The following is a 24,974-nucleotide window of genomic DNA, read 5'->3' as shown; positions in this document are numbered from 1 at the left end:
AAACGTCCGTTTTGGCTGAATGATTCTATGCTGACATTACACAGTGTTGGTCAGGGTAGACGCACTCATGAAAGCCAGCCTCCCCCATAAACAAAAAGGCGCCGCCGCGATCGAATTCGCCCTGGTATTCATCATTTTTTTCGGTGTGTTCTACGCCATCATCAGCTACAGCCTGCCGCTGTTGTTGATGCAGTCATTCAACCAGTCGACCGCCGAAGCCGTGCGCCGCAGCGTGGCGCTGGATCCGGCCACCCCCGGTTACGGTGCCGCACTGATCGCCCGCGCCAAAACGGAACTGACCACACAAACGGCCTGGATTCCGCCGGCCCTGAATTTCAATACTGCCACCGACGCCACCGTCACTTACGTGGGCGGGTTGCTGACAGTCCGCATCAGTTACCCCACCAATAAAATCAGAGCCGCCATCCCGTTCCTGAACCTGCCGGGCATCGGTCAGGTGCCAAATCTGCCGGCGACCCTTACGGCTAGCGCGAGCCTGCAATTTTGAGTGCCGGCGACAAACTCTTCGGGCGCCTGCTCAACCGCCATCCGCCGCCCCCGCCGGAGCCGCAAGAGGCACTGCGGGTGCACAGTTTCGGATTGCAGATGCAGCTCGATGCCGTAGGGCGTGTCATTCAACTGAGCGGTCCGCTGCGGCACCTGCTGGCCCAACAAAGCCCCGGCGCGCAGGCACCGCATCTGCTCGACTTCCTGTTGCCCCACAGCAGCCTCGTCATCGAGGGTGCGCCGGCGGATTGGCGAGGACAAAACCTGGACCTGGACTTCTACAGCCTCAACGGTCCACCGCTGCATTTGCGCGGTTGGGTGCAACCCTTGGCCGATGCCTGGTTGCTGCAGATGCTCGACATCGGCGACTTGTTGCTCGAACGCCGGCAATCGCGCAACCGCGAGCAATGCCAGGTGCTGGCGATGCAAATCGCCGAACAGTTGCGCCTGTGCAGCCTGACGCGCCTGCCCGAGGTGCTGGGCGTACAACTGCAAAGCCTGGCCCAGCGTTTTCAGGTCCCCTGCATTGCCCTGGCCCTGCTCGATGAGCAGGAGCAGGGCTGGCAAATTCACCAGCACTACGCAGCCCTGGATGCACCGCAACTGTGGCGAAACGGCCAACGCCTGGGCACGGGGCTGGACAGTTTGAGCGGCTCGGCACCGCAGCACCTGACCCTGCGCGAACACCCGCGCCTGCAAGACACTTTCGGCAATACCGATGGCTTCGCCGTGCCCTATCACGATGCGCAAGGAGTGGTCGCCTGGTTGCTGTGTGGTTTCTTCACAGCGCCACAACGCGCCCCCGATGTCACTGAACGCGATTGGCTGCAAATCACCGCCGCGCTCGCCAGCCCCTTGCTCGAACGCCTGCGCGAGCATCGGCATCATCTGCAATTGGAACGTCTGGAATCGCTGCAAGCGCTACTCGGCACTGGCTGGTGGGAAGTGTTCAGCGACAGCAACGAGGTGCAGTTGGCTCCGTCGCTGGCCACGACCCTGAACCTTGAAACGTCACGCTTATCCGTGCAGGACTGGCTCGATCAGGTCTATCCCGCCGACCGCGAAGCGCTGCGCATCCACCTGCAAGACTTGCAGGACTCCGGCATGCCACTGCTGTTGTGCGTGCGCCTGTATCGCCCCGACGATGGCTTCGAACCGGTCTGGTATCGCCTGCAGGGTCAGGCGCTGGGCGTAGGGAAAAACCGCCGTCTGGTGGGTTTCATGCTCGACATCAGCGACATCAAGAATCAGGAGCAGAGCGCCGCCGCCGCCCACGCGCGCCTGGACAACCTGATCGCCAGCTCACCGGCGGTGATTTACGTACAGCGCTATGTCGAAGGTGCGTTGCAACCGGTGTTCTTCAGCGACAGCCTGTTGCCGCTGCTCGGCTGGACCCTGGCCGACTGCGCACCGGGAACGCTGGTGGAGCGGGTGCATCCCGACGACCGCCCGCAGTATTTCGAGCGCACCCGGCAGTTACTGCGTGAAGGCTCGGTGCGCGCCCGCTATCGGTTGCGCGACAGTCGCGGCGACTATCACTGGTTGCTCGATGAAGCGAAGTTGTTGCGCGACGACCTCGGCTTGCCGGTAGAGGCCGTGGGTCTGTGGCTGGACGTCACGGACGCGACCCTGGCCACCGAACAGGTCAGGCAGAGTGAAGAACGCTACCGGATTCTGGTGGAAGACTCGCCGGCGATGATCTGCCGCTACCTGCCGGACCTGACCCTGACCTTCGGCAACCGACCGTTGGCCACGTATCTGGAACTGGCGCCCGAGCAGTTGCCGGGGGTGAATCTGGGCAGTTGGATGTCCGCCGAACAGCGTGATGCGTTCACCCAACGACTGAACCAGTTGAGCCCCGAGTTTCCGGTCAGCACCGCCGAGATCAACCTGCAACTGCCCGGCCGCGAACACGCCTGGTGGGTCTGGTCCGATCGCGGGGTATTCGATGAGCAGGGCCGCTTGCTCGAGATCCAGGCCGTTGGGCGCGACAACACCGAGGTGCGGCGCTCGCAGCAGCAGCTCACACAAAGCGCGAAAATGGCCACCCTCGGTGAAATGGCCACCGGCCTGGCCCATGAGATCAACCAGCCGTTGAACGTGATGCGCATGGCCATCGTCAATGTCCTCAAACGACTGAACAATGACGACGTGCAGGTCGATTACCTGATCGACAAACTCACCCGCATCGATACCCAAGTGCAACGCGCCGCACGGGTGGTGGACCACATGCGGGTGTTCGGCCGTCGCTCGGAAATCGAACAGCAACCGTTCAACCCCGCCCATGCCATCGAAGGCACGTTGTCGCTGTTGTCCGAGGGCATGCGCGGCAAAGGCGTCGACCTGCGCATCAGCGAGACCGGTTTTGACGTGCAGGTGCGCGGCTACGTCGACCAGCTTGAACAAGTGCTGATCAACCTGATGGTCAATGCCCGGGATGCCCTGCTCGACAAGCGCGAAAAAAAACCCGGATTCAAGCCGTGGATTTCGCTGTACGCCGAACGGGATACGCACTCGGTACGCCTGTGGGTCGAAGACAACGGCGGCGGTATCGACCCACGTTTGCTGGAGCGGATTTTCGAGCCGTTCTTCACCACCAAACCGGTCGGCGTCGGCACCGGTCTTGGGCTGTCGGTAAGCTACGGCATCGTCGAGAACATGGGCGGCAAACTGAGCGTCAGGAACTCCACCGAGGGCGCGCGCTTCTGCATTGAACTGCCGATTGTGCTGGCGGACTAGATCACCAGGGATGGGCGTCCCGAGTGACAACTGAGGTTGGCACCCACCTCGACTTTGTTCAAGTCGATCCCCAGGCTCGCCAGCAGCGTGTTGATCAGCGTGTCCAGCAATGGGCTGAGTACGGTGTTGATCGCATTGACCAGCGCGGCAGTGACATCACTCAAAATGCTCTCCAAGCCACCCACGATGCTGCCCGACGGCCCGTACATATTGACGCCAAGGTTGCTGACGGTGGTGCTCAGGCTGTTGACGATATTGGTCGTGGTGAAGGCGTAGTAAAACGGAGGCTGATTGATCTCCGGCAGATTGGCCGCTGCCGGCGCTGAATAGACGTGGGACATGTTGGCATTTTGAGCAATCGGGATGTTGACCATGATATCGATGCCACCACCAACGCCGGGCTGGTGGTTGTAACAGCTTAGCGGCAAGAACAGCAGCCGTTGGCAGGTCTGCACGCCGATATCAATGACCTTCAGAGGGTTGACGTTGTTGCTGGGTGGAACAGTGGGTGAGCCAAACACATCGGCAGGATTGATCTGCCCGATCTTCAATCCGATCAGCGTGGTCGTGGTGTTGGTCGTCAGACTTTTATTCGTCGCACTCACACAACTGTAAGCCGTGACATAGCTCCAGGCGCCGGCCGCTTCCAGCGCCACGTCGATCCGTATCGGTGGTGGCAACAGCTTGATTTCCGGGGTGTCACATGGCACGAGCAATGCGCAGGTCAATGAGTTGACAACGCCTACCAGGTTCAGATGCAGCAATGCATTCAGGGTATTGGTCAACGGTGCAACGAGATTGATGACGGCGTTGACCAGAGGCGTGATGGCATCCAGTACGGGCAGGTTGATCGACAACAGTGTCTTGACCTGAGCCGTGCGTACATAGATGCGGTTGGGGCCCAAAGGGGCCAATGCCGCGTTTTTCGGATTGCCGATGGCCGACAGTTGCGGCGGCTCCATCACCTGCACCCGTGCAGTGATTTGCGCCAGCCCTGCGATGTCGATCGGCAAGCTCGCAACCAGGGCGTTCTTCTTGTTGGCCAGTTGCACGAACCCTTCGATCAGATCGAACGCTTTCAGATTCACGGCAAAGGCCGAGATGTCGGTGCCACTTTCAACATGCAACAAATTCCCCAGCACGACGGACGTCGTCCCCGCTGCCACCTTCAGTGCTTGCAGGCTGACGATCGTTGCGGTTGCGCCAAGTGTGCCGTTGGGGTCCAGCACGTTGATGGTGGTCTGGGTCAACTGGCTGACATTGACTGTATTGCCCAGCACCTGATCGTAGCCAGCGGCGGTCAGGCCGAGGTCAATTTTCAACCGATTGAGGTAGCCGAGCAGGCTGATGTTGGTGTTGACCAAACCGTTCCAACCCGCCGCACTGACAGTGACGTTCCCCCCCAGCAATCCCCCGAAAAGCAGACTGGTAATGGCCGCCTTGCTGTCATCGAACGTCAGGGCCGTACTGCGGATCGTCAATGAAGCCAGGGGGGGCGGCAGCGCAGCGACCGCCGTGGCGTTCAGCGTCATCGTTGAACCCGCCGGTGCGCCGCCGAACAAAGCGCCGATGCCACCGGCAATACTTTGTTGCACGACATGGCTGGCGATAACCCGAATAGCCTCGCTTTTGCTTGGGTCTGCACTGAATACCCGAAGGTTGTTGGCATCAAGGGTCAACGCGCCGCACGCCACAGCCAGTGCGCGCCCGGTACTGGGAAGCGCGAAACCATTTCGTTGTGCGCTGGCCGTGGCATAGGTGTTTGCGGTTGAGCTGGCGGAACAGTCTCCACCTCTTGTCGCCGCTTCAAGCGCGGCCATGTCGGCCACGCGCTGCAAACTACGTTTTTCCAGGTACAGCCTGCCGGTATCGATCACCAACAGCATGAACCCCAACGCCAGGGTCAGGGTCAACGCGGCCATCAGGCCAATCGCCCCCCGTTGCCGGGCCGGGCCGCGAAACTGCAGGCGGGGAGACATGGCGCACTCCTTTGCCGGCGCACAGCCGGGCGCAACCTCCATGGGTGACCAGCAGTGTAGACAAGGGTGGCGGTGGCTGCTGGCAACTTGCCAGTGCCCAGCACAAAAACCCCTGTGAGAGCACAGAGGTTACAGGACTGGGGTGTTTCTAGGAGGCGTGCGGTGGATAGTTGGCCAATATCCGCGTGACCGTTTCCCAGATGGCATCGCGACGATCCGTCGGGTTCGGCGTGCGGCTGAGTATCTGTTCGTCACTGCCGCGCCATACCAGCTTGCCATCCTTGCCATCGAGCAGGTCGATCTGGATGGTCGCCACTTTGTAGCTGACGCTGCGGGTTTCGTTATACATGGGGGCGCCGTAGTAGCCATACCACGGATTACCCCAACCGCCACCGTAGTTGGTGGTCACCTGCTGTTGCCGCTCTTCGACAATCAGGTAGGTCTGCACATTCAAATCGCCCTTGGCGCCTGCGGCGGCCGGGCGCAGACCGCGCTGATCCAGTTGATCGGCAACCGCCTGACGGATGCGCTGTTCGGTCAGGTCGCTCTTGATCCGTGGATCATCGGGACGGTATTGCAGGGCGGGTTCTTTCCAGGTCCAGCTGCGATAGGCAGCAAAATCGCGGCTGGCGTCATAATCATGGTTGACCTGGTTGGCGGCGCAGGCACTGAGCAGCACGGCCATGGCCAGTAGAACGAAACGGCGGAACATGATGGTTCTCCTGCGGAATGCTTCTTATCTACAAGATAGCTAACCAGGAGGATACGCCGACATTGCCTTTTCCACAGCCTCCCGAAGTGCATCGGCGCGTTTGCTCTCGTTACCGCCGCTAGCGGTTTCCGCGCTGGCGCTCCACACGGGCTGACCGCTGTGGGCATCGAACATGTTCACCTGCACCACCAGGACCTGTTCCTGATACGTCCGCACGATCGGCACCGTGGCATAGCCACCATAACCTGGGCCGTAGCCGTTGTAGCCGCCATAACCGCCGCCGTAATAATCGTCCTGCACCTGACGAATACGGGTTTCCATGCGCAGGTCGGCGCTGACCAACACGTCGGCCGGGCGATTGTCGTGCAACGGGCGCAAGCCGCGTTGATCCAGCGCATTGCTGACCACTTCGGCCACCTGCGCCGAGTCCGCCCAGACCGTGCCCGGAGGCAAGTGCCCGTCAAGCCATGCCCAACTGCGGTACTTGGCGTAGTCACGGGGCGGGGCCGGATACGCACTGCGGTCAAAGGTATTGGCGGCCTGGGGCGGCGCCGGTGGCAAAGGATTGGACGTGGCGACATACGGGTTGCTGGCCTGACAGGCCGCCAGCCCCAGGCAGAACACCAGTACACCTGAATGATTTTTCATTTCGAACTCCGATCAGACAGGCCGACAGATCCAGTGCAAGTAACGCCCAAGCCCGGCAAAGGCTGGATGACGGCGGTGGGCCAATTCCATTTCCAGCAGGTCCACCAGTTCGGCGCGGGCCTGGAATTCCGCCGGCATGTAATCGTGAAAAACCCGCACGCCACTCTGGGTTTCGACCTGCCACATACCTTCAAGTTGCGCCGCCAGTTCGCGCGGATCAAGGGGCTGCTGCGGGGTCAGGCTCTGCTTTTCGCCAGCCATGTCGTTCTTGCGCATCTTGCGGAAATGGCCCTTGAGCAAGTTGCGATAAATCAGCGCGTCGCGGTTGTAGAACGCCAGGGACAGCCAGCCATCCGCCTTGGTCAGTTGATGCAGCACCGGCAGGATGGCGTGGGGTTCGGCCAGCCACTCCAGCACGGCGTGGCACAGCACCAGGTCGTAGGGTTCGGTGAGCTGGCCGAGCAGCGCCTGCCAGGGTGCCTGAATGAACGTGGCGCTCTGCCCGGCTTCGGCAAAGCGCTGGCGGGCGCCTTCGAGCATGGGCTCGGCAGGTTCGGCGAGGGTCACCTGATGGCCACGCTGGGCCAGCCACAGCGACATGTGACCAAGGCCGGCGCCGATGTCCAGCACGCGCAGGGGACGGTCGGGCAAGGTTTCGGCCAGATCGGCCTGTAACACCGCCAGACGGATCGCACCTTTGGCACCGCCGTAGATTTTTTCGGCGAATCGGGTCGCCAGTTGATCGAAATGACGGTCGCTCATCAGCTGAACCTCCGTTCGCTGTCCGCCAGTTTGCTGCGCACCACTGCGTCCATGTCCAGGCCCAGCTCGCTGCACAACAGCAACAGATAAAGCACAATGTCACCGACTTCCTGCCCGGCGTGGGCGAGTTTGTCCGCAGGCAACTGGCGTGACTGGTCTTCGGTCAGCCACTGGAAAATCTCCACCAGCTCGGACATTTCCACGCTCGCGGCCATGGCCAGGTTTTTCGGGCTGTGAAATTGCCGCCAGTCATTGCGGTCACGAATGGCGTGCAGGCGTTCGGTCAGTTCAACAAGGTTCATCGGGCTCTCCTGAAGGCGTATAGCTTCGGGGGGATGACGGGTGAAGGCAAGTGACATGATTGAGCGGTTAGGGTTGTTTATTGTGGGAGCAGTGCAACGCTCTATGCTTGTGGGAACTCGACAGTACGATCGACAGCCCAAGACTCGATTCTCTTTAATCAGGACGCCACTCCATGCAGGTAGAAGGTTTTTCCGAATGGCTCGGCCAGGTACTCGGCTCGATCATCCGTTTTATCGTTGATGGCCTCAGCGGGCTGTTCAACCTGTTGAGCAACGCCAGCAGCAACTTTGTCGAAGGCTTGTCCAGCGCACTGGGCATGGATACCTCGGTCGTCAGCATCGTGACCTTGATCCTCGGGCTGATACTGCTGTGGTCGGCGATCCGCGCCTTTCTCAATGCGTCGTTCATCATGGGGATCATCTGGTTGATGCTGGGGCTTTGGTTGCTCAGTTGGATCATTCACTGACACCACAATGGATCGCGGAAGATTTCAAATGTGTCGCTACAATGCCCGCTCCCCCAAGGAGCCTGCATGTCCAACCTGACCGCCGACTGGCGCGACCGCCCTACCCATCGCCGGGTCTGGGCGCTCGCCGCGCCGATGATTCTCTCGAACATTTCCGTACCGCTGGTGGCACTGGTCGACAGCACCGTCATCGGCCACCTGCCCCATGCCCATCAACTCGGCGCCGTCGCGGTCGGGGCCAGCCTGTATACCTTCCTCGCCTGGGCCATGGGTTTTCTGCGCATGGGTTCCACCGGGTTCGCCGCCCAGGCGGCGGGGCGTGGCGATGGCGCGGCCTTACGGCAGATTCTGTTGCAAGGCCTGTTGCTCGCCATCGGCCTGGCCCTGGTCTTGGGCGCGGTGGGCGTGCCGTTGAGTGGGGTGGCGTTGCACTTCATGCAACCGTCGCCGGAGCTCGATCTACTGACCCGCGAGTTTTTCCACACCCGTCTGTTCGGACTCCCCGCAGCGCTGGCCAGTTATGCCTTGGTCGGCTGGTTCCTCGGCACCCAGAACGCCCGGGCGCCGCTGGCGATCTTGCTGAGCACCAACCTGGTCAACATTGCCCTGAACCTGTGGTTCGTCCTCGGACTGGAATGGGGCGTGGTCGGTGCGGCCCGGGCCTCGGTGATTGCCGAATGGACGGGGGCTCTGATCGGCTTGCTGATGACCCGCAAAGCGCTGCGCGCCTATCCCGGGCATATCGCCTGGGCGGCATTGGCACTGTGGCAGAGTTGGCGGCCATTGCTGGCGGTCAACCGCGACATCTTCATCCGCAGCCTGGCGCTGCAATCGGTGTTTTTCCTGATCACGGTGCAAGGCACGCGGCTGGGCGACGCCACAGTCGCGGCCAATGCGCTTTTGCTCAATGGCCTGCTGCTGACCGCCCACGCGCTGGATGGCCTGGCCCACGCCGTCGAAGCCTTGTGCGGGCATGCCCTCGGCGCCCGCGATCGTGATGCCCTGCGCCGTTCATTGGTGGTGGCTGGCGGCTGGTCGTTGCTCGCGAGCCTGGGTTTCGCCGCGCTGTTTCTGTTGGCCGGGCACTTGTTCATCGAGATGCAAACCGACATTCAAAGTGTGCGCGACACCGCGTTCATCTACCTTCCCTACCTCGCCGTCTTGCCGCTGATCGCCGTCTGGAGTTACCTGCTCGACGGCCTGTTCATCGGCGCCACCCGGGCCAGGGAAATGCGCAATGGCATGCTGCTGACCGTGGCGCTGGTGCTGCCTTTCGGCTGGGTACTGCAAGGCTGGGGCAACCACGGCCTGTGGATAACCTTCTTGTTGTTCATGCTGCTGCGCAGTCTGACCCTCGGCGTGATCGCCTGGCGCCTGCGCCGTAACGATGGCTGGTTCGCTGGCAGCACTCACTGAACGGACTGTTTCGACCTCACGGCCAGGGTTGGTCGTTCTGCCACAGGTGACGCAGGCTATCGAGGCGCTCCTGTTGAGTCCTGCCCGGCAATGGCTGCACGGGCACGGCGTCGGGATACTGCAAGCGTAGACAGATCCAGCCATCAAGTACCGGGCGTTCACTGAAACCCAGTGCCAGTCCCTCCTGCACATGGGCCCACAGGCGGGAGAAATCGGCACCAGTGGATCGGCTCCAGCGCCAGGCATGTTGTTCGAGCAAGCAGGTTTGCAGCTTTCCCTGTTGCCCGACACTGAGGCTCTCCTCGACTGCCAACGGTCTGACCGCCAGCCCCGGGTTGGACAAGCGCTGCCAGCCCTCACATCCCATCGCGCGGTCGCCCCAACTGCCGCCGAACCAGCGTAACTGGTGGATAGGCCCTAGCCAGCGGCTCAGTTCAGCGGCATCGCAGGCATCGAAAAAATAGCTGGCGGTGATCGGGTTGTAGTAGCTCAAAAGGGCCCGGTGCAGGCCCAGCGTAACCGTGAGCATGCGTCGTAAATGCGCCAGCAACGACGAAGCGCTGGCCTCGCTGACCATCAGCAATCCGGGCCAGCGTTGTCCGTCGACGATGCATAAATCGGCGAGTGCCGGGCAGGTGCGCAGATCGACCAGGACCGGTCCCTGCTCATGTAGCGCATGCCACTCCGTACCTTCGAACAAACCGGACCACCGGGCCTGCACAAACATCTGCCGAAGCGTGACACCCGCTTGCGGCATGCCCGGCACATCCAGCAACAGCCACTGCGGGGGTGCCTCTGGCGTGCACGTGACGATCATGCTCCAGAACTCTGGCCTAGCTGTGTCGCCAGACGACAGGTACACAACGCCTGTGCACAATGGTTGAAGCTGCCACCACCGGGCAGCAGGCACAGCATCAGTAATGGCTCCGCCGACCGTAACCATTGCTCCAGGCCATCGTCATTCGTGCAGAGGGGCTGGGGCTCGGTCACCCCTGTCACCTCGACCGGTGCCGGTGCATGCAGCACCCCGGAGATCTGCGGCTGGTCGGGATCGCCTTCGATAAAACTCACGACCAGCTCGGTTCCTTCGCGCAAAGGCGAGAACGTCTCGGCTTGCAACGGTCCGGCCAATGGCAGCCAACAGTGACTGGGCGCCGCCCCTTCGCCCTGATAAAGCCAGTCGAACTGCACCGGAACCGGCCTGGCAGGGTCGGGACACGGTTCATCGACCTCGACGACCCACGCCCGTTGCAGGCTATGCATCTGTGGTTTGACCGTCCCACAGGGCGGCTCGAAGGATGCCGGCCATTGCACGGCGCGGGCCTGATTGTGGTAGGGCGTCGCCGAATCCTGGCTGCCCCAATGCTCAACGTGGGTCAGCAGCCAGAGTCGGTTGCAATCGGCAACCGGATGACCAGACAGCGGCATCAGCCGACCACTGCGTAGCGTCGCCAGGTCTGTCCGGCAGTCGGCACACTGCGCCGCTGTCACAGTGCAGCGCTGACGTTCAAGCTGCCGCACCGCCGGCCGATCACCCTCGTTGCTCAATACCGCCGGTTCGCCGGTTCGAAAATGCTGCTGATCATCCCCAAACACCACGCAGTGCCCGCGGGACCGGTGTTCGAAGTAGTAGTGAAGCCGTTCCTGGGCGCACAGCCGCTGGAGAAATTGCAGGTCTGACTCTCGATATTGCGTGCAAAAATCCCGGGGTGGGTGGTCGCCGCTCAGCTCCATGCGCCGATCTTTACCGGTAATACCGTGCTCCTTGAGCACCTGATCAAGGATTTGCGGCACTGAACGGGCACTGAATATTCGTTGGCTGAAGCGCTGGGCCAGGCAAGCCAGCTTTGGCCCCAGGCGCACCTGGCAGAGTCGGGGGCCCGAGGCATGATCACGCTGGACGAGTTCAAGCAATTGTCCATGCACGAGGCTTCCGGCTGGCCCGAAATGCAACGAGGCCGGGCGGTACAGCAAACTGGCAAGGTCAAGCACCGGGTCATCGATCAGCAGTTCCAGGTCGAACACGAACGGCTCACTGATGGCTTCTCTACCGGTAAAGGCCAGGACCTCAAAGGCGTCGGGCAGACCTGCAACATCCAGACGAAATGACGGTTCACTGACTGGATTGAACATCGGCGTTTCTCTACAGGAGGGGCGGTCGGGGATTCTCGCTGAGAGACATGGCCGAGTAGAGTGCCGAAATACAAATAAGGAAATAACCTACGCGAAAAGAAGACCAAGTGCTTCGGGTGGTCGAGTACGCGGGAAACTTCGTATGAAATAGGAGAATTGCCGCACCAGGTCATCTGAAATTTCCGCGGCAAACGGAAAATTTTCAGACAACCTGATGAGCGTGACGCTTGCCTCAGGAAGACAGGTAAGACGAACGGGTCAGCCCCAGACGCAAGGCATCGAGGAACTGCGTGCGCTCGGATGCACTGATGCGGGCATTGGCGCACTTGTCGCGGTAGTGAGTCATCAACTCCTCCGGCGACAAGTGCACGTAACGCAGCATGTCTTCGATGGTGTCGTGGGTTTCGATACCGGCGTGGTACACACTGCCGTCGGCATTCTGGTAGATGTTCACCGAGTCGGTGTCACCGAACAGGTTGTGCATGTCACCAAGGATCTCCTGGTAGGCACCGACCAGGAACACACCCAGCAAGTAGTCTTCGCCTTCGTTCAGCGCGTGCACCGGCAAACTGGTTTCGATGCTCTGCTCGTCGACGTACTGATTGATCTTGCCGTCGGAGTCACAGGTCAGGTCCTGCAGTACCGCACGACGCAGCGGCTCTTCGTCGAGGCGGTGCAGCGGGATGATCGGCAGGACCTGGTCGATGGCCCAGGTGTCCGGCAAGCTCTGGAACACCGAGAAGTTGCAGATGTACTTGTCGGCCAGCTTGTCGTTGAGTTCGTCCAGCACCTGACGGTGGGAACGCTGGCGCGCCTTCAGCGAGTTGTGCAGGCGACGGCACACGGCGAAGTAGCATTGCTCGGCCAGGGCTTTTTCGGCCAGGGTCAGCTTGCCGTCGGCGTACTGGGCGGCGACATCGCTCATGTAGTGCGTGGCACGCCAGTAAGTTTCGGTGACCATCTCGATGTCAGTCGGACCCAGCAGGTCCACCAGCCACTGCACGGTTTCCGGCAGCGCTTCCTTGTTCTCGATCTGCGGCACGTCGTCGTTGTGTTTCTCGACGTCGGTCACCTGGATCACCAGCATGGCGTGGTGCGCGGTCAGGGAGCGGCCACTTTCGGAGAAGATGTTCGGGTGCGGCAGGCTCTGCGCATCGCAGAATTCCTTGAGCATCCCGACCACGACGCCGGCGTAATCGTCCATGTCGTAGTTGATCGAACTGGCGTTACGCGAGTGCGTACCGTCGTAATCCACGCCCAAACCGCCGCCGACGTCGATGTGGTCCACCGGCAGGCCGAGGTTGCGCAATTCGCCGTAGTAACGGATCGCTTCCTTGAAACCGTGCTGGTAGTCCGCCAGGTTGGCGATCTGCGAACCCATGTGGAAGTGCAGCAGGCGGATGCCCTGGTCCAGACCAGCAGCACGGAAACGCTCGACCACCGACAGCAGTTGCGCCGCCGACAGGCCGAACTTGGATTTTTCGCCGCCGGTGTCAGCCCACTTGCTCGAGGCCAGGGACGACAGGCGCACGCGCAGGCCGACCTGAGGCTTGACCTTGAGCGAGGCGGCTTCTTCGATCACCAGACCGACTTCTGATTCTTTCTCGATCACGATGAACACGTTGTGGCCGAGCTTCTGGCCCATCAGCGCCAGGCGGATGAACTCGCGGTCCTTGTAACCGTTGCAGACGATGGTGCCGCCCTTCGGCGCCAGTGCCAGCACCGCCAGCAGCTCAGGCTTGGAGCCGGCTTCCAGACCAATGGAGACGTTCTGGGTGGCGATGATGTTTTCGATCACCGCTTCCTGCTGGTTCACCTTGATCGGATACAGCGCGGTGTACTTGCTCTGGTATTCCAGGCGTTCGATGTTGGCGTCGAATGCGCCGGTCAGCTGACGCACGCGGTCTTGCAGAATGTCCGGGAAACGGACCAGCAACGGCAAGGACAGGCCACTTTTGCGCAGCTGGTCGACTTGCTCGAACAGGTCGATAGGCGAGCTGCTCGGACCGTTCGGACGAACTTCGACGCGACCGGCGTCATTGATCGCGAAATACCCGGCCCCCCAATGGCGAATCCCGTAAACACTGCGGCTGTCCGCAACTGTCCATTGGCTGCCATCGTCTTTGCGTGTGCGTCGTACGGACATCGAAGTCCCCTATAAAGAAGTCATAGTGCGTCGCCTGGGTTCAGGCCGGCGCAGTCTAAAGAATGAAAATGACGGTTCGTCAACGAGGCAATAGACCCCGCCGACCGCAGTGAGTTTAGAAACCGGTCATGAACAGGCTCTGTGAAAACCATGTGGACGACGCCAGGCCTGAATGCCATCAGGACCGGATCAAGCCGAGGGTGGTTTTCACAGAGGCTGCTAGCCGCCGGACTTCTTCGCTTTGAAACCGAGCTTGATCAGTTCTGCCAAGAGTAGCTCGACATGATCGCCCTGGATTTCGATGACACCGTCTTTCAGCGCCCCACCGGTCCCACAGCGTTTCTTCAACGTCGTGGCCAGTTCCTTGAGCGCGTCTTCAGCCAATGGCACGCCGGTGATGGTGGTCACCGTCTTGCCGCCACGGCCCTTGCTTTCGCGACGCACGCGCGCGATGCCGTCGCCGGCAGGGATAACGGTCTGTTTGCAGATGCAGGCGTCCACCGGTTTACTGCATTCCGGACAATGACGACCTGCGTCGGTGGAAAATACCAGGCCACCCAGGGCGGCGAAGGATGCGGCTTTTTTGGCCACCGGCAATCCTCTTCGGAGGACAAAGACTGGTCGCAGCACTTGGGAAGGCTATCGACCGCGAAGCCCCACTCAGGCAGGGGCAGCGCTACTGAAACGGTACAACATTGCTGAAACGCTACGACTTACGAACGATGACGTCTTCTGTAGGAGCTGGCTTGCCAGCGATGGACGTCAACGATAACGCGCGGCATCAGGCTGCACGCGTCGTCCATGCGTTTTTCGCGAGCAGGCTCGCTCCTACAACAACCAGCAATACCGGCTCAGTTTGAAAAGGTCGCGCAGTGTAACGGCAAAAACGCCGATTGCTAAGAGCCAATCAGCGCCAATTTATAGCTGTTTTGCGACGTCGGTCCCGCGTGCGCGCAAATAGCGCTTCAACGCGGCCAGAGAGTCCGGGCAGTAAGGCTTTTGCCCGATTTCCAGCATGACTTGATCGATGGGGATAAAGCGCGCTTCGAGCACCTCTTCCGGTTGCAGGGTCAACGGGCCATCCCACACCGCCGAGAACGCCGAACACCACAGGCGATTGCCGGTGTCCTCGAAGAAAAAGTGGTCATGGGCGGTCAGTTCCACTCCACTCACACCCAGTTCTTCCTCCAGTTCACGAGCCGCCGATTCGGCATACGTTTCCGTGGCGAGCACCATACCGCCTGCTGCAACGTCCCAGTAACCGGGATAGATCGCCTTGCTGAGCGTGCGCCGATGCACGCAAAGCTCGCCGGCCGAGTTGAACAACATAATGTAGGTGCCGCGCCCGATCAGCCCACGCTCGCGCAAATCGGAACGGACCAAGGCTCCGAGCAGGTTGTCCTGCTCGTCGACCCAGGCGATCTGTTCGGCATCGGAAGCCGCACGGTGCGCGACCTCCCTGGCGTTATCGACCATGAACTCAGCCCTGATTGAGCAGTTGACGCAAATCGATCACCGCAGCGTTGGCCCGGGAAATGTAGTTGGCCATGACCAGCGAGTGGTTGGCCAGCACGCCGAAGCCACTGCCGTTGAGGATCATCGGGCTCCACACCGGCTCCTGCGACGCTTCCAGCTCACGAATGATCTGGCGCACGCTGACCGTGGCGTTCTTCTTGGCCAGCACATCGGCGAAATCGACTTCGATGGCGCGCAGTAAATGCGACAGAGCCCAGGCCTGGCCGCGAGCTTCGTAGAACACGTTGTCGATCTGCAGCCATGGGGTTTCAACGATTTCTTCGTCGACCTGTGGCGCCACACCCGGCGTCACCACCTCGGTCTTCAGCGCAGTGTTGAGCTTGACCCGGCCCACACTGGCCGACAGCCGTTGCGACAGCGAACCCAGTCGGGTGCCGACGTCACCCAGCCAGTTGTTCAGGTTGTCGGCGCGGGCATAGAACAGCGCGCTCTTCTGGTTCGGATCGGACAGGCGTGTCTGATAGCGGCTCAGGGAATTGATGCCTTCCTGGTACTCGGACTCACTGGACGGCAGCACCCAGCTCTTGTTGTCGAAGTTAAAGCGCGGTTCAGCCTTGGCCAGGTCAGCGTCTTCAGCGGACTGCGACTGTGAACGGGCGAAGTCTTTACGCAGTGCACGGCTCAGGTCGCGGACCTGCACCAGCACGCCGTATTCCCAGCTCGGCATGTTGTCCATCCACAGGCCTGGCGGGAACCGGTCGTTGGAAATGTAGCCACCCGGCTTGGTCAGCAAGGTGCCGGCGACGGTCTTGAGGGTTTCCACCGTGGTGTAGCCAACGACCATCTGCTTGCCTTCTTTCTCGGCCGCCAGTTGCGCGGTCTGCTGGACCGGGAACAGCGCCGGCTCTTGGCTCCAGTACCAGCCCAGGACACTCGCCACCAACAGGTAGATGCCCAGCAGAGTGGCCAGCGCCCGGCTGAACAACAGACCGCCCAGATAACTGCGGGCCTCCGACTTCGGTTCAGCGGCGCGTTCAGGCGCACTGCCTGTGCGGTTCTTCCAGTCCAGCATGGCGATATCCTTTCAATCTCTTGAGTTCAACGGTTCGACCACAACCATACAACAACGTGCCTTGGCCCGGCACCCGCCATCGCACCGACGGGGAAAATTACCGGGCTTGCGGATAAAAAGCGTTCCCGCCCATACGACGATGCTGCGCCCCTCGAAAACCACCTAATGGTTTGGATTGCGCGCCCTAAGGGAATCCCTGACCCTCTGAAACCTGAAAAAACGGACCGATCACAACTGACAGGAAACTCAGGAGCAGCCCAATGCCAGTCACGTCCCATGGCCACCCCACACCCGTCAAGCGCCCTGATCAAAGCACTTCGCCCTCTGCACACCGCGACCTCAAAGGCCCAAACCGGACCGCACGGTCACAAACTGAATGTGGTCACATTGCAGATTATTGACCTACAGCACTCATGTAACTGAAAAGTGGTGCTAGCATAGAGCCACCAGTCGACCTCAGTGTGCACCCTAACTAGTAGTCAGGATATGACCGAGCCAGAAGACCCCAGCCGCGAGCGCCTCAAGCACCACTTTGCCCAGCGGGTAATTCATCAGGCTCGTCAGATTCTTGAGATATGGCAGCGCCTGCAACGCAGTGAGTGGTCCACAGCCGACCTTTCGGAACTGAGCGAGGCCAATCTGCGCCTGCTGCGTTTCGCCGAGCGTTTCGAACAACCGGAACACACGCAACTGGCGCGCCACATCGGTCAATCCCTGGAGGCGGTCGACGCCAATCGCGGACGCCTGAGCAGCGGCCTGATCACCGATCTCAATCGTTTGATGCAGCGCCTGTCACGCACCGGCCTGCGCCATGGCGACCAACTCGATCAAACCTTCCTGCCGCCACTGCGCAAGCCCATCTATGTGGTGCTGCAGGATCACGACCGTGCCGAGCGCCTGGCCAAACAACTGGAATTCTTCGGGCTCAGCGCCCAGTCCCTGGACAGCGTAGACGCGTTTCGCTCATCGATGGTTGAGCGTTTACCGGCGGCGATTGTCATGGACGTGGATTTCAGCGGCCCCGGCGTCGGCCTGAAACTGGCCGCCGAAGCCCAGGAAGGCCTCGACCATCAACTGCCGCTGCTGTTCTTCAGCCTGCACGAAACCGACACCCCGACCCGCCTCGCCGCCGTGCGTGCCGGTGGCCAAGAGTTCCTCACCGGCACCCTCGAAGCGTCGAGCCTGCTGGAGAAAATCGAAGTCCTGACCTGCGTTGCCCAGTACGAGCCTTATAAAGTGCTGATCATCGACGACTCCCGTGCCCAGGCCCTGCACACCGAGCGCCTGCTCAACAGCGCCGGGATTGTCACCCGCACGTTGATCGAGCCGATCCAGGCCATGGCCGAACTCGCAGATTTCCAGCCGGACCTGATCATCCTCGACATGTACATGCCGGCCTGCACCGGTACGGAACTGGCCAAGGTAATCCGCCATAACGACCGCTATGTCAGCGTGCCGATCATTTACCTGTCGGCCGAAGACGACCTGGACAAGCAGCTCGACGCCATGAGCGAAGGCGGCGATGACTTCCTGACCAAACCGATCAAGCCTCGGCACCTGATCACTACCGTGCGCAATCGCGCCGCCAGGGCTCGCAACCTCAAGGCACGAATGGTTCGCGACAGCCTCACCGGGTTGTACAACCACACGCATATCCTGCAATTGCTCGAAGACTGCTCGTTCCGCGCCCGTCGCGAAAACAAGCCGCTGAGCTTTGCCATGCTCGACATCGACCACTTCAAACGGGTCAACGACAGCCACGGCCACCCCATGGGCGACCGGGTGATCAAAAGCCTGGCGCTATTTCTCAAGCAGCGCCTGCGCAAAACCGATTTCATCGGTCGCTACGGTGGCGAGGAATTCGCCATCGTCATGCCGGACACCGATATCGAAGCGGCCCATAACGTGCTCGATGAAATCCGTCAGCGTTTTGCCGAGATTCACTACCCCGCGCAACCCCAGGACCTGTGGTGCACCTTCAGCGCCGGGGTGGTGGAGTTATGCGAAAGCTCCGACAGCCTGATGATGGCCAGCCTGGCCGACGAAGCGCTGTATCGCGCCAAGGGCGGCGGACGCAATCGCGTACAAGCGGCACGCACGTCAAAGCAAAGTGCCACTTTTTTATCGGATTCGACCGATACAGTCATAACCCTGTAACAGAAACGCAATAACTTCAGGCACTTACCATTTCTGCCATTGGTAGTCCGTAATGCGCCTGAAGCTGCTGACCAATCTCAATACCCTTCTTCTGGTGGCCGTGTGCGTGGCCCTCGGCGCTACGCTGTGGTGGTCGCAGAAAGCCCTTGAGCGTCCCTATCTATTAATGGAGCGCTACCTGGGCCTGTCGCAGCAATTTCAGAATGAAGTCGCCCGCAGCATTGAGGATTACCTTGGCAGCGGCGATGCACTGCGCCTGAGCAGTGCCACCCAAAGCATCGCCAGCCTGCAAAAAGAACTCGGCGAATTGCCACCGGTCCTGGCCGAGACCTTGCGCCCGAGCCTGTCGACCCTTGAAGAATTCAGCAAAACCGACCTGTTGGCCGCGGGCAAGCTCGCTGGCGACCCACAGGCCTTGCTGCTGCAGGCCGAGCGCGAATTGGGCGCCAGTCTCGATCAACTGAGCCAATACGCCAGCGGTAATGCGGCCTACCTGACGCCGCTGCTCATCGCATCGCAGCACCTGGGCAAGTTGTCCCTGGCCCGGGACAAACTGGTCAGCAGCGGCCGCAGTGAACTGGCCGCCGACGTCGAACGCGAAGTGGCAAACATCCGCACCCAGGCCGAGAAACTCGACGCCCTGCCCTTGCTGGGCGTGACCACCAGCAGCGAATCGAACACCGATGATTTCGCCGCGATGATGGGCCTTGAGAACAAGGAAAAAACCGTCGCCGAAGATGCCGGCGTCGGCCTCAAGCGCGAGCTCAACAGCCTGCTCACTCGCTACCCGGCGGAGCTCTCGCGCACCCGCGATCAAATCCAGAAACGCGCCGACCTCAGCAGCGCGACTCACTTGAAAATCGCCGACGTGCAACAGGCCATTGCCGGGCTGGAACCGGTGGTGCGCGCCCAGCACGGGCAGATCCAGAGTGAAGTGCGGCTGATGCAAGGCGTGATGATCGGTCTGATTCTGTTGATCGCGCTGCTGATCGACACCCTGCAGCGCAAACTGGCGCGAACCCTGACCAACCTCGCCCCGGCCCTGTCGACCTGGGCCGAAGGCGACTTCAGCCGCGACATTCAGCTGGGCAACACCAACCGCGAATTGCACGACATTGAAGCCTCGCTCAACCGCTTGCGCGCGTATCTGGTGGACTTGGTGGGGACCATTCGCCGCAACGCCGAGCAGGTGGCCGGCAGCAGCCGCACCCTGGCCGACCTGAGCAACGACTTGCACAGCGGCGCCGAACATCAGGCTGGCGACACGGCTCTGATCCGCGACTCCCTCAGCGAACTGGAAGCGACCATTCAACAAGTCGCCGGTGATGCCAGCCAGGCCGCCGACGCCAGTCGCCACGCCGGCCTGGCGGTGGAGCACGGGCAGAAAGTCATCGGCCTGAGCCTCACCGGCCTGCATGCGCTGGTGGACGAAGTGCAAAGCAATGCACAAATGATCGAGCATCTGGCCGAAGAGTCCGCGACCATCGGCGGCGTGTTGACGGTGATCCGCTCGATTGCCGACCAGACCAACCTGCTGGCCTTGAACGCAGCCATTGAAGCCGCCAGGGCCGGGGAGATGGGACGCGGCTTTGCGGTGGTGGCGGAAGAGGTGCGCTCACTGGCGCAACGTACCGCCGGGGCCACGGCAGAAATTCAGACGCTGATAGCAGGGCTGCAGACCGCCGCGCGGCAATCGGTGGAAGGCATGCGCGCCCAGGTCGAACACGCCGAAGCCACGGCCAGCCAGGCCCAAGCCGCCGATGGCGCACTGGATAAAATCGTCGGGGCGATCCAGACCATTTCCGACACGGCGGTACGCATCGCCGATGTCACCGCCCAGCAAAGCGGCGCGGTCAGTGAAATCCGCGACCACAGCGAGCGGATTCATCAGTTGGGTGGGGATAACCTGCTGCGTATCGGCGAAGGGCGCGAGCAAGGGGAACATTTGCTGGTGCTGGGTGGGCGACTGCATACGGCCGTTCAGGCATTCCGCGTCTGACACGCTCTTGTGGCGAGGGGGCTTGCCCCCGTTCGGTTGCGCAGCGACCGCAGTGCCAAACTACTCAGTCACAAAGGTAATACGAAGTCGCTTGCTTTGGGCCCGCTACGCGGTCCAACGGGGGCAAGCCCCCTCGCCACAAAAGCGTGCCTGCACACCCCGCGACTGTCCGCTATCATCCCCCCAATTCCGATACGCGAGATCGTCATGCGCCGTTTGCTCTGCCTGCTGTTTTTAGTGTTCGCCCTGCCGGCCAGTGCCACTGGCTTGCTGGAGAACCGACCCAGCTCCACCTTGGGCTCGATCAACAACAGTGCCGACTTCCTGCCGGTGCGCGAAGCCTTCCGGTTGAGCCTGGTAGAAAGCACACCGCAATCGATCAAGCTGCGCTTTGTCGCCACCGAAGGTTATTACCTCTACCGTCACCGTTTTCAGTTTCGCGCCGATCCGGCCGATGTTGTCCTCGGTGCGGCAAAACTGCCCGACGGCCAGAAAAAGCACGATGAATACTTCGGTGATGTCGAGGTCTACCACGGCATTCTCGATGTCGAGTTGCCGCGCACCGACCAACGCGCCTTCACCCTGGCCGTGACCTATCAGGGTTGCGCCGACAAAGGCCTGTGCTATCCGCCGGAAACCGAGCGTTTGAGCATCGACGGCAGCGGTGCTCCGACGACGGCTTATCCATGGAGTTGGCGCGAACTGGCGTTGTTTTTCCTCGCCGGCCTGGGCCTGACTTTTACGCCCTGCGTGCTGCCCATGCTGCCGATCCTTTCCGGTGTGGTGCTGCGCGGCCAGGTCGGCGGCTGGCGCGGTTTCAATCTGTCACTGGCCTATGTGCTGCCGATGGCCGCCTGCTTCGCCCTGCTCGGTGCGCTGATGGGCCTGTTCGGTGCCCAACTGAATCTGCAGGCACGGCTGCAATCGGCCTGGGTGCTGGTGCCTTTCGCGATGTTTTTCGCACTGTTCGCGCTGGCGATGTTCGGCGTCTTCGAACTGAAATTGCCGCACGCCATCAGCAGTCGCCTGGACCGCATCGCCGGCCGCACCGAAGGCGGGTCCCTGTGGGGCGCTGCGGTGTTGGGCGTGGTCTCCAGCTTGCTGGTTTCACCCTGTGTTTCCGCGCCGCTGGCCGGTGCGTTGCTGTACATCAGCGCCAGTGGCGATGCGCTTGGCGGCGGCTTGAAACTGTTCATGCTCGGCCTCGGCATGGGTGCACCGCTGTTGCTGGTGGCCACCGGTGGTGCAGCCTGGCTGCCGAAAAGCGGTCCGTGGCTGGTCTACGTGAAAAACGCGATTGGCGTGCTGTTGCTGGGACTGGCGATAGGCCTGCTCAGCCGTGTGCTGCCGGGCCAGGTCACCCTGCTGTTGATCGGCCTTCTGGCCGGTGGCGTTGGCTTGTTCATGGGTGCGCTGGAGTTCGTCTACAAGCCGCCGCGCAAGCGACTCGGGCAGTTGCTCGGAATGTTCCTGGTGTTTTACGCCCTGGCCTGCTGGTACGGCGCGTTCAGCGGCCAGACCGACCCTTTCAATCCGATTGGCCAGCCGCGCGTCGTCGAGGGCAACCCGTCTGTGCAAAAGGCCAGTGCCTGGCAAACCGTCAGCACACCCGCCGATCTGGACCGCGTGCTCGCCGAGGCCCGGTCGTCCGGCACTGCGCTGCTGCTCGACTGGTACGCCGACTGGTGTATCAGCTGCAAAGTCATCGAGCATGAGGTACTGGACGACCCGGTCGTCGTCGAACGCCTGAAGGGCTATCGGCTGATCCGTTTCGACATCACCGCCAGCAACGCCGAGCAACGCGCCTTGCTCGACCGTTACCAGCTGTTCGGTCCACCTGCCCTGATGTTTTTCGGCAAAGACGGCGTCGAACGCGCCGATGTGCGGGTGATCGGCGAGATCAACGCCAAAGACTTCGCCGAACGTGTTGCCAAGGCGAATGACCAAATTTAATCAAGCGGTCATATATTTCGCGCAAACATCGGTCATCGTGCCGGCTATTGCAGAGAACTGGACAGTCACAAAGGCTTTGCGGCATAGTCGCCGGGTTCTGACAATTGCACACAGATAACAAAGGAACCGCCGATGGCGACGCTACTCGTTCTGCACGGACCCAACCTGAACCTGCTCGGCACTCGTGAACCGGGCACCTATGGCGCCACGACGCTGGCGCAGATCAACCAGGACCTGGAACGCCGCGCCCGCGAAGCCGGTCACCATTTGCTGTACCTGCAAAGCAATGCCGAATACGAATTGATCGACCGTATCCACGCTGCCCGCAGCGAAGGCGTGGACTTCATTTTGATCAATCCGGCAGCTTTTACACATACAAGTGTCGCATTACGTGACGCGCTGCTGGCGGTGAGCATCCCATTCATCGAAGTGCATTTGTCTAACGTGCACAAACGCGAACCTTTCCGCCATCACTCTTACTTCTCCGACGTAGCGGTGGGAGTGATCTGCGGCCTTGGCGCCAGCGGTTACCGACTGGCCCTGGAGGCCGCGCTAGAACAGCTTGAAACACAGGCAACGACTTGAACTACAAGCGTTAAACGCCCCTGACCGACCCTTGGGAGTTGATGATTCATGGATATCCGTAAAGTTAAGAAACTGATCGAATTGCTGGAAGAGTCCGGCATCGACGAGCTCGAGATCAAGGAAGGCGAAGAGTCCGTACGCATCAGCCGTCACAGCAAGACCCCGGCTCAGCAGTACTACGCGCCGGCTCCAATGCCTGCTCCGGTTGCCGCGCCTGCCGCCGCTCCGGTTGCCGCTGCTGCACCTGCCGCTGCCGCCGCTCCAGCACTGAACGGCACCGTTGCCCGTTCGCCGATGGTCGGTACCTTCTATCGCAAATCTTCGCCAACCTCGCCGTCCTTCGTAGAAGTCGGCCAGACCGTGAAGAAAGGCGACACCCTGTGCATCGTTGAAGCCATGAAGATGATGAACCACATCGAAGCTGAAACCAGCGGTGTGATCGAATCCATCCTCGTCGAAGACGGCCAGCCGGTTGAGTACGACCAACCGCTGTTCACCATCGTTTGAACCGCGGAGAGCCTTTGATGACTGCGAAGTTGGAAAAAGTTCTGATCGCCAACCGCGGTGAGATCGCCCTGCGGATCCTGCGCGCCTGCAAAGAGATGGGCATCAAGACCGTCGCCGTTTACTCCAAGGCTGACAAGGAACTGATGCACCTGGGCCTGGCAGACGAATCCGTCTGCATCGGTCCGGCATCGGCTGCCCACTCCTACCTGCACATTCCGGCAATCATTGCCGCGGCCGAAGTGACTGGCGCCACCGCCATTCACCCTGGCTACGGCTTCCTTGCGGAAAACGCCGACTTCGCCGAACAGGTCGAGAAATCCGGCTTCGCGTTCATTGGCCCGAAAGCCGAAACCATTCGCCTGATGGGCGACAAGGTATCGGCCAAGCACGCCATGATCGCTGCCGGCGTACCGACCGTTCCGGGTTCTGACGGCCCGCTGCCGGAAGACGAAGAAACCGCTCTGCGCATTGGTCGCGAAGTCGGTTACCCGGTGATCATCAAGGCCGCCGGCGGCGGCGGTGGTCGCGGCATGCGCGTTGTGCACAAGGAAGAAGACCTGATCTCCTTCGCCAAACTGACCCGCACCGAAGCTGGCGCGGCGTTCGGCAACCCGATGGTCTATCTGGAAAAATTCCTGACCAACCCGCGTCACGTCGAAGTCCAGGTGCTGTCCGACGGCCAGGGCCAGGCCATCCATCTGGGTGACCGCGACTGCTCGCTGCAACGTCGCCACCAGAAGGTTCTCGAAGAAGCGCCAGCACCGGGCATCGACGAACAGGCCCGCCAGGAAGTTCTGGCTCGTTGCGTCAAGGCGTGCATCGACATCGGTTACCGTGGCGCAGGTACTTTCGAGTTCCTGTACGAGAACGGTCGCTTCTACTTCATCGAGATGAACACTCGTGTCCAGGTAGAGCACCCGGTTTCGGAAATGGTCACCGGTATCGACATCGTCAAGGAGATGCTCAGCATCGCCGCTGGCAACAAGCTGTCGTTCACCCAGGATGACGTGGTCATCCGCGGTCACGCGCTGGAATGCCGGATCAACGCCGAAGACCCGAAAACCTTCATGCCGAGCCCGGGCACGGTCAAGCACTTCCACGCCCCAGGCGGCAACGGCGTTCGCGTCGATTCGCACCTGTACAGTGGTTATGCCGTTCCGCCGAACTACGATTCGTTGATCGGCAAGCTGATCACTTACGGCGCAACCCGTGACGAAGCCATGGCGCGCATGCGCAATGCGCTGGACGAAATCGTTGTCGACGGGATCAAGACCAACATCCCGCTGCACCGCGACCTGACCCGCGATGAAGGCTTCTGCAAAGGGGGCGTGAACATTCACTACCTCGAGCACAAGCTGGCTGGCGAAAAGCACTAAGCTTCGACCCCATCAACAAAGCCGCCTTCGGGCGGCTT

The 24,974-nt window shown here is 61.1% G+C and carries 21 protein-coding genes; 10 read left to right on the top strand and 11 right to left on the bottom strand.

What is annotated here, in order from left to right:
- Positions 1-67 precede the first annotated feature (67 nt).
- On the top strand, positions 68-508 hold the full coding sequence (locus tag B0D71_RS25685) for a TadE/TadG family type IV pilus assembly protein (protein WP_103397209.1): 441 nt from the start codon (positions 68-70) through the stop codon (positions 506-508).
- Complete coding sequence (locus B0D71_RS25680; RefSeq protein WP_103397208.1) at positions 505-3,246, top strand: PAS domain-containing sensor histidine kinase; 2,742 nt, start codon at positions 505-507, stop codon at positions 3,244-3,246. The genes B0D71_RS25685 and B0D71_RS25680 overlap by 4 nt, the downstream gene beginning before the upstream one ends.
- Here B0D71_RS25680 and B0D71_RS25675 read toward each other — a convergent pair.
- From B0D71_RS25675 to B0D71_RS25655, 5 genes are all read right to left on the bottom strand, one after another.
- Positions 3,243-5,225: a pilus assembly protein TadG-related protein gene (locus B0D71_RS25675; protein WP_103397207.1), complete on the bottom strand. Its 1,983-nt coding sequence runs from the start codon at positions 5,223-5,225 to the stop codon at positions 3,243-3,245. The two genes, B0D71_RS25680 and B0D71_RS25675, sit on opposite strands and share 4 nt — an antisense overlap.
- A gap of 148 nt (positions 5,226-5,373) precedes the next feature.
- Positions 5,374-5,937, bottom strand: a complete 564-nt coding sequence (locus B0D71_RS25670; protein WP_103397206.1) for a DUF4136 domain-containing protein — start codon at positions 5,935-5,937, stop codon at positions 5,374-5,376.
- 39 nt (positions 5,938-5,976) lie between these two features.
- Positions 5,977-6,585 (bottom strand): DUF4136 domain-containing protein, encoded by a 609-nt coding sequence (locus tag B0D71_RS25665; RefSeq protein ID WP_103397205.1) that lies wholly within the window; start codon positions 6,583-6,585, stop codon positions 5,977-5,979.
- A gap of 12 nt (positions 6,586-6,597) precedes the next feature.
- Positions 6,598-7,347, bottom strand: a complete 750-nt coding sequence (locus B0D71_RS25660; protein WP_103397204.1) for a methyltransferase domain-containing protein — start codon at positions 7,345-7,347, stop codon at positions 6,598-6,600.
- Complete coding sequence (locus B0D71_RS25655) at positions 7,347-7,649, bottom strand: MazG-like family protein (RefSeq protein WP_085727452.1); 303 nt, start codon at positions 7,647-7,649, stop codon at positions 7,347-7,349. The genes B0D71_RS25660 and B0D71_RS25655 overlap by 1 nt, the downstream gene beginning before the upstream one ends.
- Positions 7,650-7,822: 173 nt before the next feature.
- On the opposite strand from B0D71_RS25655, the gene B0D71_RS25650 reads away from it, so the two are divergent.
- On the top strand, positions 7,823-8,116 hold the full coding sequence (locus B0D71_RS25650; protein WP_103397203.1) for a hypothetical protein: 294 nt from the start codon (positions 7,823-7,825) through the stop codon (positions 8,114-8,116).
- 66 nt (positions 8,117-8,182) lie between these two features.
- Positions 8,183-9,532: an MATE family efflux transporter gene (locus B0D71_RS25645; RefSeq protein WP_103397202.1), complete on the top strand. Its 1,350-nt coding sequence runs from the start codon at positions 8,183-8,185 to the stop codon at positions 9,530-9,532.
- 16 nt (positions 9,533-9,548) lie between these two features.
- Here B0D71_RS25645 and B0D71_RS25640 read toward each other — a convergent pair whose 3' ends face one another.
- The 6 genes from B0D71_RS25640 to B0D71_RS25615 form a co-directional block, all read right to left on the bottom strand.
- Positions 9,549-10,349, bottom strand: a complete 801-nt coding sequence (locus B0D71_RS25640) for a DUF4123 domain-containing protein (RefSeq protein WP_103397201.1) — start codon at positions 10,347-10,349, stop codon at positions 9,549-9,551.
- Positions 10,346-11,665: a type VI secretion system Vgr family protein gene (locus tag B0D71_RS25635; protein ID WP_103397200.1), complete on the bottom strand. Its 1,320-nt coding sequence runs from the start codon at positions 11,663-11,665 to the stop codon at positions 10,346-10,348. Before B0D71_RS25635 ends, B0D71_RS25640 begins: the two co-directional genes overlap by 4 nt.
- Before the next feature lie 232 nt (positions 11,666-11,897).
- On the bottom strand, positions 11,898-13,811 hold the full coding sequence (gene speA / locus B0D71_RS25630) for an arginine decarboxylase (RefSeq protein WP_103397199.1): 1,914 nt from the start codon (positions 13,809-13,811) through the stop codon (positions 11,898-11,900).
- 219 nt (positions 13,812-14,030) lie between these two features.
- Positions 14,031-14,402 (bottom strand): translation initiation factor Sui1, encoded by a 372-nt coding sequence (locus B0D71_RS25625; RefSeq protein ID WP_007991289.1) that lies wholly within the window; start codon positions 14,400-14,402, stop codon positions 14,031-14,033.
- Positions 14,403-14,729: 327 nt separating this feature from the next.
- On the bottom strand, positions 14,730-15,287 hold the full coding sequence (locus B0D71_RS25620) for an NUDIX hydrolase (RefSeq protein WP_103397198.1): 558 nt from the start codon (positions 15,285-15,287) through the stop codon (positions 14,730-14,732).
- Between the two features lie 4 nt (positions 15,288-15,291).
- Entirely contained in the window at positions 15,292-16,359 is a 1,068-nt protein-coding gene (locus B0D71_RS25615; RefSeq protein WP_103397197.1) for a DUF2333 family protein, read from the bottom strand.
- Between the two features lie 486 nt (positions 16,360-16,845).
- On the opposite strand from B0D71_RS25615, the gene gcbA reads away from it, so the two are divergent.
- The 6 genes from gcbA to accC all read left to right on the top strand — a co-directional run bounded on the left by gcbA (position 16,846) and on the right by accC (position 24,936).
- On the top strand, positions 16,846-18,516 hold the full coding sequence (gcbA, locus tag B0D71_RS25610) for a diguanylate cyclase GcbA (protein WP_103397196.1): 1,671 nt from the start codon (positions 16,846-16,848) through the stop codon (positions 18,514-18,516).
- Between the two features lie 52 nt (positions 18,517-18,568).
- Positions 18,569-20,515, top strand: coding sequence for a methyl-accepting chemotaxis protein (locus B0D71_RS25605; protein ID WP_103397195.1), 1,947 nt, complete (start codon positions 18,569-18,571; stop codon positions 20,513-20,515).
- A gap of 207 nt (positions 20,516-20,722) precedes the next feature.
- A complete protein-coding gene (locus tag B0D71_RS25600; protein WP_103397194.1) occupies positions 20,723-22,468 on the top strand; it encodes a protein-disulfide reductase DsbD in 1,746 nt (581 codons plus the stop codon).
- A gap of 132 nt (positions 22,469-22,600) precedes the next feature.
- Positions 22,601-23,053, top strand: coding sequence for a type II 3-dehydroquinate dehydratase (gene aroQ / locus B0D71_RS25595; RefSeq protein WP_103397193.1), 453 nt, complete (start codon positions 22,601-22,603; stop codon positions 23,051-23,053).
- Positions 23,054-23,101: 48 nt separating this feature from the next.
- Positions 23,102-23,560 carry an acetyl-CoA carboxylase biotin carboxyl carrier protein gene (gene accB, locus B0D71_RS25590; RefSeq protein ID WP_103397192.1) on the top strand — a complete coding sequence of 153 codons (459 nt, stop codon included), beginning with the start codon at positions 23,102-23,104 and terminating at the stop codon, positions 23,558-23,560.
- Between the two features lie 17 nt (positions 23,561-23,577).
- On the top strand, positions 23,578-24,936 hold the full coding sequence (gene accC / locus B0D71_RS25585) for an acetyl-CoA carboxylase biotin carboxylase subunit (protein ID WP_103397191.1): 1,359 nt from the start codon (positions 23,578-23,580) through the stop codon (positions 24,934-24,936).
- Positions 24,937-24,974: the final 38 nt, after the last annotated feature.

The organism is Pseudomonas laurylsulfativorans (assembly GCF_002906155.1).
In the GTDB taxonomy this organism is placed as follows: domain Bacteria; phylum Pseudomonadota; class Gammaproteobacteria; order Pseudomonadales; family Pseudomonadaceae; genus Aquipseudomonas; species Aquipseudomonas laurylsulfativorans.
The sequence above is the reverse complement of the archived record's forward strand: the minus strand, read 5'-3'. Positions and strand labels throughout refer to the sequence as shown.